At 39.3% G+C, this 12,951-nt stretch carries 11 protein-coding genes and 1 other annotated feature; of the genes, 4 read left to right on the top strand and 7 right to left on the bottom strand.

The annotated features are described in order from the left end of the window. The 3 genes from V6C17_RS00740 to ilvN all read right to left on the bottom strand — a co-directional run bounded on the left by V6C17_RS00740 (nucleotide 1) and on the right by ilvN (nucleotide 3,143). Nucleotides 1–1,548 carry a 2-isopropylmalate synthase gene (locus V6C17_RS00740; RefSeq protein WP_333520647.1) on the bottom strand — a complete coding sequence of 516 codons (1,548 nt, stop codon included), beginning with the start codon at nucleotides 1,546–1,548 and terminating at the stop codon, nucleotides 1–3. Nucleotides 1,549–1,636: 88 nt separating this feature from the next. Then, nucleotides 1,637–2,632: a ketol-acid reductoisomerase gene (gene ilvC / locus V6C17_RS00735; protein ID WP_333520646.1), complete on the bottom strand. Its 996-nt coding sequence runs from the start codon at nucleotides 2,630–2,632 to the stop codon at nucleotides 1,637–1,639. Next, entirely contained in the window at nucleotides 2,613–3,143 is a 531-nt protein-coding gene (ilvN, locus tag V6C17_RS00730; protein ID WP_333520645.1) for an acetolactate synthase small subunit, read from the bottom strand. Before ilvN ends, ilvC begins: the two co-directional genes overlap by 20 nt. 54 nt (nucleotides 3,144–3,197) lie before the next feature. Continuing rightward, nucleotides 3,198–3,426, bottom strand: a binding site (T-box leader). 311 nt (nucleotides 3,427–3,737) lie between these two features. Between ilvN and V6C17_RS00725 the strand changes: the two genes are divergently transcribed. Next, complete coding sequence (locus tag V6C17_RS00725) at nucleotides 3,738–4,187, top strand: hypothetical protein (protein ID WP_333520644.1); 450 nt, start codon at nucleotides 3,738–3,740, stop codon at nucleotides 4,185–4,187. A 78-nt stretch (nucleotides 4,188–4,265) separates the two neighbouring features. Here V6C17_RS00725 and V6C17_RS00720 read toward each other — a convergent pair whose 3' ends face one another. After that, nucleotides 4,266–4,469 carry a hypothetical protein gene (locus V6C17_RS00720; RefSeq protein WP_333520643.1) on the bottom strand — a complete coding sequence of 68 codons (204 nt, stop codon included), beginning with the start codon at nucleotides 4,467–4,469 and terminating at the stop codon, nucleotides 4,266–4,268. A gap of 349 nt (nucleotides 4,470–4,818) precedes the next feature. On the opposite strand from V6C17_RS00720, the gene V6C17_RS00715 reads away from it, so the two are divergent. Then, the gene (locus V6C17_RS00715; protein WP_333520642.1) at nucleotides 4,819–5,169 is read left to right on the top strand and encodes a DUF4870 domain-containing protein; all 351 of its coding nucleotides are present in this window, start codon (nucleotides 4,819–4,821) and stop codon (nucleotides 5,167–5,169) included. A gap of 74 nt (nucleotides 5,170–5,243) precedes the next feature. Here the strand turns inward: V6C17_RS00715 and nifJ are convergent, their stop codons facing one another. Both nifJ and V6C17_RS00705 read right to left on the bottom strand, forming a co-directional pair. Next, nucleotides 5,244–8,789: a pyruvate:ferredoxin (flavodoxin) oxidoreductase gene (nifJ, locus tag V6C17_RS00710; protein WP_333520641.1), complete on the bottom strand. Its 3,546-nt coding sequence runs from the start codon at nucleotides 8,787–8,789 to the stop codon at nucleotides 5,244–5,246. A 484-nt stretch (nucleotides 8,790–9,273) separates the two neighbouring features. Next, nucleotides 9,274–9,933: a CAP domain-containing protein gene (locus tag V6C17_RS00705; RefSeq protein ID WP_333520640.1), complete on the bottom strand. Its 660-nt coding sequence runs from the start codon at nucleotides 9,931–9,933 to the stop codon at nucleotides 9,274–9,276. Nucleotides 9,934–10,329: 396 nt separating this feature from the next. On the opposite strand from V6C17_RS00705, the gene V6C17_RS00700 reads away from it, so the two are divergent. Then, the gene (locus V6C17_RS00700; protein ID WP_333520639.1) at nucleotides 10,330–11,034 is read left to right on the top strand and encodes a DUF421 domain-containing protein; all 705 of its coding nucleotides are present in this window, start codon (nucleotides 10,330–10,332) and stop codon (nucleotides 11,032–11,034) included. A gap of 14 nt (nucleotides 11,035–11,048) precedes the next feature. After that, on the top strand, nucleotides 11,049–11,561 hold the full coding sequence (locus V6C17_RS00695) for a metallophosphoesterase family protein (RefSeq protein ID WP_333520638.1): 513 nt from the start codon (nucleotides 11,049–11,051) through the stop codon (nucleotides 11,559–11,561). A gap of 45 nt (nucleotides 11,562–11,606) precedes the next feature. Here V6C17_RS00695 and V6C17_RS00690 read toward each other — a convergent pair whose 3' ends face one another. Beyond that, complete coding sequence (locus tag V6C17_RS00690; RefSeq protein ID WP_333520637.1) at nucleotides 11,607–12,872, bottom strand: CaiB/BaiF CoA transferase family protein; 1,266 nt, start codon at nucleotides 12,870–12,872, stop codon at nucleotides 11,607–11,609. Nucleotides 12,873–12,951: the final 79 nt, after the last annotated feature.

Genomic DNA, 12,951 nt, shown 5'->3' with positions numbered 1-12,951 from the left:
TTAAATTACCTCCTCGCCTTGCCCCTCGGATGGACAGCCACAGGCTGCCAGCATTTTATTAATAGCATTTAGATAAGCTTTAGCGCTTGCCTCAATAACGTCTGTACTAAGACCGCGGCCGCTGAATATACGTTCTTCACGCTCGACCCAGACTGTAGCTTCACCAAGAGCATCTTCACCGGCAGTTACAGCCTTAAGTAGATAATCTTTTAATCCAACCTCAAAACCTACTGCCTTTTCTATTGCCTTAAAAATTGCGTCAACAGGCCCATCGCCGCAGCTAGCGTTTTCAACTACTTTACCATGGCTTGTTAACTGAACAGAGGCTGTAGCGACTGTTTTGTTGCCGCTTACAACATTGTGATATGTCAGTCGGTAAACCTCAGGTATCTCCGCCTTTTTAACACTGACAAGCGCCTCAAGGTCACGGTCAAATACCATTTTTTTACGATCTGCCAAATCTTTAAATTGTACAAATAGATTGTTAATCGCTTGACTATCAAGCTCATAGCCTAAATGTTTTAATCTTTCTTCAAATGCATGTCTACCTGAATGCTTGCCAAGAACAATATTATTACGACTAACACCGATCAGTTCAGGCTGAATAATCTCGTATGTTAAGGAGTTATTTAAAACTCCATGCTGATGAATGCCAGATTCATGGGCAAAAGCATTATCTCCTACAACTGCTTTATTGGGCGGTATAACAATACCGGTTAATGTACTTACCAATCTTGATGAACGATATATTTGTCTTGTATCAATATTTGTAGCTGCTCTGTAATATTCTTTACGGGTGTTTAAAGCCATCACTAGTTCTTCCATCGCAGCATTACCTGCACGCTCACCTAAGCCGTTAATAGTACATTCTACTTGGGTAGCTCCGCTTGAGACAGCAGCTAACGAGTTAGCTACAGCCATTCCAAGATCATCATGGCAATGGACACTTATAACTGCTTTATCAATATTAGGAATGTTTTCACGCAAATACTTAATTAGTGCACCGAACTCTGCTGGTGTTGTGTAGCCAACTGTATCTGGAACATTAATAGTTGTTGCACCAGCAGCGATAACAGCTGTGTATACCTGACAGAGAAAATCCCAGTCGGAGCGTGATGCATCTTCTGCTGAAAACTCGACGTCCTGAATAAACTGTTTAGCGTAACGCACAGCTTCTTGGGCTTGCGCTAACACTTGGACCCTGCTCATTTTCAGCTTGTGCTCAAGGTGAATATCGCTTGTAGCAATAAAAGTATGAATTCTAGCTCTCTCGGCCTTCTCTAAAGCCTGACGAGCTGCGTCAATATCCTTTTTGCTTGCTCGAGCTAGAGCTGCTATCGTGGGTCCTTTTATATTTGCCGCTACCATACTGACTGCTGCAAAGTCCCCGGGCGATGCAATAGGAAAACCAGCTTCAATTACATCGACATTTAATTTGGCAAGGGCTTGCGCTATTTCAAGTTTTTCGCTAGCTTCCAAACAAACCCCGGGAGTTTGTTCTCCATCGCGTAAAGTTGTATCAAAAATCTTAATTGTTTTTATATCCATAACGCACACCCCTCAATATCTTTTTATCAGTGAGGCTGTTAAGAAACTAATGAGTTACCTCATTTCGTTTATCAACAGCCTCTTGTTATTACTTCTTATTCAACCATGTCATCATTGAACGCAGTTCTTTACCTACTTTTTCGATTTGGTGTTCAGCTTCTCTACGACGAGTTGCTGAAAACTCAGCCCGATTAGATTGGTTTTCTAAAATCCAATTTCTTGCGAATATACCGTTTTGAATCTCAGCTAATACTTTCTTCATTTCGGCACGAGTCTCATCAGTTACAATACGCTTACCGATCATATAATCACCATATTCAGCAGTATCACTGATAGAGTAGCGCATCGCAGCCATTCCGCCTTCATACATTAAATCTACAATCAATTTCATTTCATGCAGACACTCAAAGTATGCCAATTCTGGTTCATAACCTGCTTCTACAAGGGTGTCAAAGCCTGCTTTGATAAGTTCAGTACAACCACCGCAAAGTACAGCCTGTTCGCCAAATAAGTCGGTTTCAGTCTCATCTTTAAATGTAGTTGGAAGTACGCCTGCTCTCGCTCCGCCAATACCTCGAGCGTAAGCCAAAGCAACTTCTTGGGCAGTACCTGTATAGTCTTGATATACTGCCATTAGGCAAGGTACGCCGCCGCCTTCAGTAAATACCCGGCGCACTAGATGTCCAGGACCTTTTGGAGCTACCATGAATACATCAACATCATCTGGAGGAACAATTTGATTGAAGTGAATATTAAAACCGTGAGCAAACACCAATGCGCTGCCAGCTTTTAGATTTGGGGCAATATCTTCTTTATACACTTTTGCTTGTTTTTCGTCTGGGATAAGAATCATAGTAATATCTGCTGCAGCAACTGCTTGAGCTACCGGAGCTACTGTAAGCCCTTCAGCCTCAGCCTTATTCCAAGACTTACTACCTTCATATAAACCTACAATTACTCTTACTCCGCTATCTTTAAGATTAAGAGCATGCGCATGCCCTTGGCTACCATACCCAATAACCGCTACAGTCTTACCTTGGATCATATCCCAGTTTGCATCTTGTTCATAATACATTTTCGCCATAATTATCTCTCTCCTCACATCTTTTGTAAATTGTATTATCTCCCCGCTCTAAGCCGATTAACCCAGTGCGGATTGTTTCCAAAATTCCATACGGTGCTAATAATTCGGTAAAGGCATCAATCTTTTCATCGTCACCAGTAATCTCCAAAATCAGTGTCGCCTTTTGGGCATCTACTACTTTGGCACGAAATATTTCAGCCATTTTAAGTATCTCTGATCTTTTTTCGCCATCAGCATTAATTTTTAGGAGTGTCATGCCGCGGCTTACTGATGAATGTGATGGCAGTATCTGTACGGCAACAACTTCAACTAGCTTTTCAAGCTGTTTGATCATCTGAGTAACTATTGCTTGATCACCGTGAACTACGACTGTCATCCGAGAATACTCGGGAAGTTGGGTAACACCAACAGCTAAACTGTCTATATTAAACTCACGGCGTGAAAACATACTGGCGACACGAACCAATACTCCTGGCTGATTTTGTACTAATACCGACAATACGTGCTTCAATGGCATCCCTCCCTTTACTAGGAATATAAAACCGCCCCTATTGACCTATCCGTCAATAGGGGCGGTTATTAACCGCGGTACCACCCTACATTATACTTACATCGCTGGATTACCAACTTCCCCTATAACGCAAGGCTGCGCTTTCACCTATCTCAGGCTGCTAAGCAGCCGGTTTCAGCAAAAGAGTTCATGGGTGAGTCTAGCAACATATCGTACCGGTTCACAGCATCCACCGGCTCTCTGAAACGATTATCCGTGCCTTATTCCCAATCATTACTTTTATCATTAAGTTTCGTAATTTATACTTCGTTTGTATCAAGGTGTAACCTTGTAACGTTGTATACATTATCCCAATCTGGAGTCATTTTGTCAAGCTATTTTTGTTAATTTTTTCGATATATTTATAACATTTGTTTTGTACACGCGAACATTGTTGTATTTATAAGCTAATATATTGTCGTAATTTCAGATATTAGTATACATTTGTCCTTTCTATTTATAAAGAGATATGGTTGCAAATAATTCCACGCATTGTTTAGCAAAAGATTTAGATACTATAAAAGGAGTCGAATTTAATTTAAAGGAGGTTTTCGAATGAACTCTAAAAAAACATCAGAAAGTAAAGCTAAATTTGGTACTATGACTGCTCTTTCAGATGCTAACGGTGACTACACTTCCTCTACAACAAGCTCTTCTCCTAGCACTAGTGCCAGCAAAACACAATATGGTACTATGACTGCACTTTCCGATGCTAACAGCGACTACTCTTCCTCTACAACAAGCGGTTTCTCGGGCAGCACTAACGCCAGCAAATCACAGTATGGTACAATGACTGCTCTTTCCGATGCTAACAACGACTACTCTTCCTCAACAACAAGCGGCTTCGCGGGCAGCACTAGCGCCAGCAAATCACAGTATGGTACAATGACTGCTCTTTCCGATGCTAACGGCGACTACTCTTCTTCAACTCTATCAACTAACAGTAAAAAAACTAGTAAAACAGGCTCATTGACTTCCCAGTACGACGCAAACGGAAAAGCTTAATAAAGTAGATGAAAGGCGATTAAGCTGAAGCTTAATCGCCTTTCATCTTATAACATATAACTCTGATTTATTCATAAACTACTTGCTATAAGCTATCATATATTCTGTACCAAGTTTTTCGTATTCCTCTAATACCTTTATCAGGTCTTGCTGCTGATCGTATTCAACGGTAGATATATCTTGAATGCCAATAGTTTCCTGCAATATTCGTTCTACATGAAACGGTGAATATCCTAATGCCATTAGCCTATTATATAAATGCTTTATTCTTTTCTCAACCATTGTAACATCCTCCTTTGTAACTTGAAAAATATGGAAACTAGGCGTTCCGTTATTATACATTAATTCAAACTATTGGTCAACAACTATTCTCACCTACAATTCGATTAAATTTCAATATACAGAATTTTATTTCTAAAATTGCAATTTAATAACTTTATGATCTAAAGTTTTTGCAATGTGGAGCAAGGCGGAAAGAACCGACAAAAATATTTATATGCAGTAAGCACTAAAATATGCAATTTTAATTATCAAGTCTTGCGAACAACCTTCTTTATGATGATGTTAATCCCAATAGGTGATATCATATATTATAATAAAGATTAAAATGATATTTCCAGGGAGGTACTTTATGGAAACAGTATCTGGAGAGCAAAAGCTTTTTGCAATTATTGCTCATACAGCATATTTTTTAGGAGGCGTAGGCTTTATTATTGCCCCTTTAATATTGATGCTATTAAAAAAAGATGATCCTTTTGTATATCATCACTCCAAACAGGCTTTAATCGCCCATTTAGCAATTTTAATTGTTTCTTTAGTTGTATCTATACTTTGCTCATTACTTATTGGCATACTGCTTATCCCAATACTTGCAATTCTTTGGATTTCCCTTGTAATTACATCATTAATTGCGTCTTTACGCGTTCTTGATGGAAAACTCTATAACTACCCGCTCATTCAAGGATTTGTTAATAAATTCTGATCTTCTTTTAATATATATCAAAAAGAAAAGGCATCTGATGACCAAGTCATCAGATGCCTTTAATAATTTAATTATTACTCTTTGCTAGCTGCTACTTCTTGTGTTGCGCAGCCTAAGCCTGCAAGTTTTTTGTATCCTTCAAGTCTTTCTTTTGCATCTTGTTCAGTTTTAGCGAACAGAGCATCAGCGAATTCAGGATATTGTCTCTTCAAGGAAGAGTATCTTACTTCGCCCATCAAGAACTCTTGGAAGCTAGCACTTGGTTCTTTTGAATCAAGTGAGAACGGATTCTTACCTGCTTCTTTAAGTGTTGGGTTGAATCTGTACATTGCCCAATATCCAGCTTCAACAGCACGCTTAGTTTCAAGCTGGCTGCAACCCATACCTACACGCAAACCGTGGTTGATACAAGGAGCATAAGCAATGATTAGGGATGGACCTGGATATGCTTCTGCTTCAGCAATAGCTTTTAGAGTTTGGTTCTTATCAGCACCCATAGCGATTTGAGCAACATATACATAACCGTAGCTCATAGCCATCATGCCAAGGTCTTTCTTCTTTGTCTTCTTACCGCTAGCAGCAAATTGAGCAATAGCTGCAGCTGGGGTAGCTTTTGAAGATTGACCACCTGTATTGGAGTAAACCTCAGTATCGAATACTAGAACATTTACATCTTCGCCGGAAGCTAACACATGGTCTAAGCCGCCGAAACCGATATCATATGCCCAGCCGTCTCCACCGAATATCCATTGTGATCTCTTGACCAAGAAGTCTGTGCTGCCAGCAATCTTGTTAAGAAGTGGGTTGCTGCCTTTTTCAGCCTCGATGAGAGCTGCAACTTTATCTGCGCGCTCACGAGTGCCTTCGCCTTTATCCTTGTTTTCAAGCCACTCAGTAAGAGCTGCTTCAAGTTCTGCACTAACGCCAGCTTCGATAGCTGCTTTAACATCGTTTGCTAGGTTCTCACGAACAGCTTTTGTACCAAGGTACATACCAAGACCAAACTCTGCATTGTCTTCAAACAGTGAGTTAGCCCAAGCAGGACCTTGACCTTTATGGTTAGTTGTGTACGGAACAGCAGGAGCACTAGCACCCCAGATTGAAGAACAACCAGTTGCGTTAGAAATCATCATTCTGTCGCCGTATAGTTGAGTTACAAGTTTAGCATAAGGAGTTTCGCCGCAACCTGAGCAAGCTCCGGAGAACTCAAGTAATGGCTGCTCAAACTGGCTGCCTTTTACTGTGTATTTATTTACAGGGTTTGCTTTAGGGGATACAGTCATAGCATAATCCCAAAGAGCAATTTCGTTTTCTTGTGATTCAAGAGGCTTCATGATAAGTGCTTTTTGTTTAGCTGGGCAGATATCTGCACAGTTTCCGCAACCTGCACAATCAAGAGGTGAAACAGCAATACGGTAGCTAGTATCTTTAACACCAATAGCAGCTTTTACAGTAAAGCCTTCTGGTGCATTTTTAACTTCTTCTGCATTTGCAAGAACTGGTCTAATAGCCGCATGCGGACAAACATAAGAGCATTGGTTACATTGGATACAGTTCTCTACTTGCCATTCTGGAACATCGATAGCAATACCGCGTTTCTCATAAGCAGCAGTTCCTAGTGGGAATGTACCATCTTCCATGCTGCCAACAAATGCGCTAACAGGAAGTTTGTCGCCTTCTTGTCTGTTCATAGGATCAAGAATATTCTTAATGAAAGCAGGTACTTCTTTAGCTGCAGCAGCTTCGTCAACAGCACTCTTCCAGGAAGCAGGTACAGTTACTTTAACAGGAGCTTCAATTCCGTTATCGATCGCAGCATTGTTCATGTCAACAATCTTTTGACCTTTATTACCATAAGAGTCAACAACTGCATCTTTTAAGTATTTAACAGCTTGATCTAATGGAATGATGTTAGCAAGCTTGAAGAATGCAGATTGCATAATCATATTGAAACGGCCGCCAAGACCAAGATCCTGAGCAGTCTTAACAGCATTAACAATATAGAAGTTAATGTTGTTGTCAGCAATGTAGCGTTTCATAGCAGCTGGAAGCTTTTCTTCAAGTTCAGCTTCGTTCCAAGTGCAGTTTAATAAGAAAGTACCGTTTGGTTTTAAACCAGCTAGTAAATCATATTTATTTACATAGGACTGCTGTGAACATGAAATAAAGTCAGCTTTGTTAATTAGGTATGGTGATTTAATAGGCTGCTTACCAAATCTCAAGTGAGACATGGTGATACCGCCAGATTTCTTGGAGTCGTATGCAAAGTAGGCTTGAGCATACATGTCAGTTTTATCACCAATGATCTTGATAGCGCTTTTATTAGCACCAACAGTACCATCGGAACCAAGACCCCAGAACTTACAAGCTGTAGTTCCTGCTGGAGTTGTATCAACATCTTTACCAATTGTAAGGGACTTGAAAGTTACGTCATCTGTGATACCTACAGTAAAGCCGTCTTTAGGCTGTTCTGCTTTAAGGTTATCGTAAATTGCTACGATATGGCTAGGAACGATATCTTTACCACCTAATGCATAACGACCACCAACGATTTTAGGCTGATAAGCCTTGTTGTAGAAAGCAGTTTTAACATCAAGATATAAAGGCTCAGCTAAAGCGCCTGGCTCTTTAGTTCTATCAAGAACTGCAATTGTTTTTACTGTTTCAGGGATATATTTGAAGAAATGCTCAAGGGAGAAAGGTCTGTATAAATGAACTGTAAGAAGACCAACCTTTTCACCTTTAGCGTTCAAGTAGTCAACGGTTTCTTCGATAGCTTCACAAACTGACCCCATAGCAATAATCATTCTGTCAGCGTCTGGTGCACCATAGTAGTTAAACAGGTGATACTCTCTGCCAGTCAGCTTGCTGATTTCGCCCATGTAGGATTCAACAATTTCAGGTAAAGCTTCATAGTACTTATTGGATACTTCTCTTTCCTGGAAATAAATATCAGGATTTTGTGCAGTACCTCTCACAACAGGGTGATCAGGATTTAGAGCATTTTTTCTAAATGCAGCAACTGCATCCCAATCAAGAAGTTTTTCAAGTTCATCGAATTCTAAAACTTCGATTTTTTGAATTTCATGTGATGTTCTGAAACCGTCAAAGAAGTTAATGAAAGGTACACGGCCTTTAATTGCAGCTAAATGTGCAATTGCGCCCAAGTCCATAACTTGCTGAACGCTGCTTTCTGCAAGCATAGCGCAGCCAGTTTGTCTAGCAGCCATAACGTCTTGGTGGTCACCGAAGATGTTAAGGGAGTTAGCAGCTAATGCACGCGCGCTCACATGGAAAACTGCAGGCAGAAGTTCACCCGCTACTTTGTACATATTAGGAATCATTAACAGAAGACCTTGAGATGCGGTGTATGTAGTAGTAAGAGCACCTGCTTGCAGGGAACCGTGAACAGCACCAGCCGCACCAGCCTCAGATTGCATTTCAATAACCTTTACGGTTTGTCCAAATACATTCTTTTTGCCTTGTGCCGCCCATTCGTCGACGTTTTCAGCCATTGGTGAAGATGGAGTAATCGGATAGATAGCCGCCACATCAGTAAATGCATATGAGACATATGCAGCAGCAGCGTTACCATCCATAGTTTTCATTTTTCTTGCCATTAAACAATCTCCTCTCTCTCTCTATCTTTTTTCTATATATAGGGTAACAAAATATAAATTATACAGCGAAATACTGTATAATTATTCGCTATATTAACATCAGTAGTATTTTAACTCATAATTATCCGTATAATAATATACCAATAGGTTTCAATCAATGAATAATTATACTTTTCCCACTGTGTCAATATTATTACTATACAACGATCCTGTATAAATGTAAATACAGGATGTCTATAAAATTATTACTACCAATCCTTACAAAAAATTCTTCATTATTCAAAAAATTTTTGCACTTTTAGAAAACATCTATTGAATAACCAAATGAAACTATGATATAATTTTCACAATGCCTTATTCAATTGAAATTCCAGATTTTATATTTCGAGATAATTAATAAAAACCCTTCTATGATTTTGCAAATTTTGCAATCTAATAGAAGGGTTTGTTGTTTTTAAACTTACTTATTTAATTTTAAAATCTTTTATCCAATGAATGTTTGAGTTACCATTAAACCATAAGGACCGCCGCTAATTATTCCGATACCGATCTTGGTAAAGCGCGGATCTAATATATTAGCACGATGACCTGCTGAATTCATTAAAATCTCATGAGCTTTTGCAACTGTGCCCGCCCCGGCTAAGTTTTCACCAGCGTATTTATAAGTTATACCTTGTGATTTCAATAAATCAAACGGTGAACCATAAGTTGGCGATTGATGCCCAAAATAGTTATTGCTAATCATATCCTGACTTTTCATTCTGGAGACTTTAACTAGACGTGAATCTACTTGTAAAGCTGGGAGCCCTTGCTTTGCGCGCTCCTGATTCACAAGATTCACCATTTGCTGCTCTTGTGCCGAAATTGATGCTGTCCCAGTGTTTGTAGTGGGGGCTGGTGTTTGTGTTTGGGTTGGAGTTGGAGTTGGTGCGGGAGCTGGCGCCGGTGCAGGTTTTGGAGTAGTCGTGGGCTGTTTAACATTAAAGTATTTTGCCAATGGACTATTAGCTAACTGATTATAGAAATTTTGGATATTATTGTATTGAGTTTGATTTAATTCTGCAGCCTCTGCCGGAATTGCTGAAGTTGCAAATATTAAAGAAGCTACTCCGAGTAGTACGTATTTTTTCAAATCTTTTTTCAATTAAGTTCCTCCTTTTAAATTATCTGTCTTTTTTACTTAAAGACATACAAGCTGGCAAAACTCCGGCTCTACTAGAAAGTCTAACCGGATAAAAGGCTGTCTCCTTCAATTATTATAATTGCTTTATTTATTGTTGGCACTCTCCATAATCAGCCCCCTGCGCCCACAGTCGGAGTTGACCTCTTTCATAATGAGGCTTACTGCTTTATGTATATTATATGTGCCTTATGGTACGATATGGTACAAACATATGAGTTCTCTTATTGCGAGCTAAAAAATCTATCGCAATTAAATAATAAGACTGAAAAATTCTGCACATACTTTCTGAGTGAGCCGATGTTTAATTCTCTCTATAATAAAATAGTCATGATACTTTATAAGGGGCAGGTGAATGTATTGGATATTCAGGAACTAATTCGTGATACTTGGCAAACTTCGCTTGTCTTTATAAGTTTATTAATATTTGCTAGATTTCTTGGTAAAACGCAGATCGGCCAGCTAACATTTTACGAGTATGTCAGCGGAATCACTATTGGCTCTATCGCGGCTAATATTGCAGCAGCCGAGCCGGATAAAGTTTGGAATCATTATTATGATTTACTATTGTTTGTTTTGCTGACTTATCTGCTGTCCCAAATAACAATCAGAAGCCGTCCCCTGCGCAAACTTATTGATGGAGCACCTACCTTAGTTATTGAGAATGGACGTATATTAGAGAATAATATGAAACAGATGCGTTATGATCTAGATGAGCTAACGTGTCAGCTTAGAATAAATGGTGTTTTAGATCCGTCCGAAGTACAGTTTGCAATTGTCGAAACAACCGGTGATTTAAGTGTTATCAAAAAGGCTGATTATCAGCCTGTTACTAAAAAGGAGTTTGGTGTAGAGCAGGCTGGAGTTCAATATCCGATTGAGCTGATTATGGACGGCGAAATAATAGCAGAAAACCTTCAAAACAATAACCTTTCGGAAGTTTGGCTGAATGAGCAGCTTAGTATACAAGGAATCAGCCACGCCTCTCAAGTAACATATGCGGTGATAGATTCACAAGGCAAACTTTTCATCAGCCCTCGGACCCAGTCAGAATATATTCATTAGGTGGTATTGTATCAATGATAACGATTGCGGTACTATCTGATACCCATCTTAGCACCACCCATGAAAGCATTTCACTATGGATTAACCGAATTGAACAAGTTGATTATATTATCCATGCAGGTGATTTTGTAGGTCTAGAGGTTATTCCAGTTTTAGAGAGAGCAGCTATTTTAATTGCTGTTCGCGGAAACAACGATGCCGCGTGCTTCGATGATTTACTTCCACTGAAAAAGAAAGTAGTTATCGAGGATTACCATATTGGCATATGTCATGGTCACGGTAGTGGAAAAAACACTTTAGAAAGAGCCTATACGGCTTTTTGCAATGAGAAAGTCGATATAATTATTTACGGACATAGCCACCAACCTAGCATTTGTACTAAAAATAAAATACTAATGTTAAATCCCGGTTCGCCTTTTTATAAGCGCAAAGAACGTTGGTTTAGTTATATTGTTTTAAAATTATCAACTCAAGGCATATCAGCAGAGTTGCGATTAACCGAAAAAGCAGAATTACCAACCAGGTAATTCTGCTTTTTCAGTAATCAGTTATTGGAAGGTATCTTTTTTAGATCAGATTAAACCTTTAGCTTTCAAACTTCGCACTTGCTCTTCTGTAAATCCAAGTAATCTAGTTAAAATAACTTCATTATCTTGTCCTAATGACGGAGCCCCTCTCCAGACCTGCCCGGGAGTAGATTCAAATTTAGGTATAATCCCAAAAGCTTTAATTTTCTTTTGCAAAGTCTGATCCTCATATTCAATAAAGTCGCCGCGGGAAATCCAATGTTGGTCATTAATGACATCTGCTGCCGTATTAACCTTAGCACAAGGAACTTTAAAATTAGCTAGATGTTCTACAATCTCATCAACTCTATGCTTAGCGACCCACTCAGTTATTTTGCGGTCCAACTCCTGCCCTTTATCAGAATTAACTGCTTCCATAGACGAAGCACATTCTTTAAAGCTGTAGTATTCCTCATCAAGCTGCAGTGCCTTGATAAACCTGTTGTATACCACCGGACCAAAAGCTCCTAAAACTAAATAGTTTCCATTTTTATCTTGGAATAACCCGCACGGTTGAAAGGCCGCTGCTTTTGACCCTGTTCTCGATCGAATAATTCCCGCTTCGGTAAAAGATACAAATGTGTCAGCCATTATTCTAGCATTAGCTTCGAACTGTGCAACATCAACAGCCTGGCCTATACCCGTTTTTTGAGCATGTATATAGCCTGTTAAAGCACCAAAAACAGCATATAGCGATGACACATAATCATTAAGCCAAGGTTTTGTAATCAATGGGACCGAAGGTTCTTTTTCACCATTAAGACTAAGAAAACCACTATAAGCCTGGCCTATCATGTCGTACGAAGCTCGGTTACATACATCAGGATTGCCGCCAAACTGTGCTTTTCCATAACCGCTGATATGTACTATTACTAGCTTAGGATTAGTTTCGAGTAAAAGCTTATCTGTTATTCCATATTTCTCAAGCCATACAAGGTTTTCCATAAAAATATCGGCCTGCTTTATAAGACCCAAAAATATTTCTCTTATTTCTGGAATATTAAGATTTAAATTCAGAGTTAAACTTAGTCTGTTTCGCGCATCCTGAGCCCAGCTTGTACTTATCTGCTTGTCATTACATTCTGCGAAAGGCGGCATACCACGATACGTATCACCTGTATTTGGGCGTTCGATATGTATTACTTCTGCACCAAAGTCGGCCATCATATTTGCTGCGTGCGGCATAGCTATAAGTGTGCCGGCAGTTACAACTTTAACACCTGCAAGAGGACCAAATTCTGGTATGATGAATTTTTTATCAGTTTCATTCATATAAATTCCTCCTTATGGCCTGGAAATAAAGAAATACTATAATCCTTATACTGTTTTAAACATATGCAAGTCATCAAAT

It is taken from the genome of Dendrosporobacter sp. 1207_IL3150, from assembly GCF_036763085.1.
Lineage (GTDB): Bacteria > Bacillota > Negativicutes > DSM-1736 > Dendrosporobacteraceae > JBAIYU01.
The sequence above is the reverse complement of the archived record's forward strand: the minus strand, read 5'-3'. Positions and strand labels throughout refer to the sequence as shown.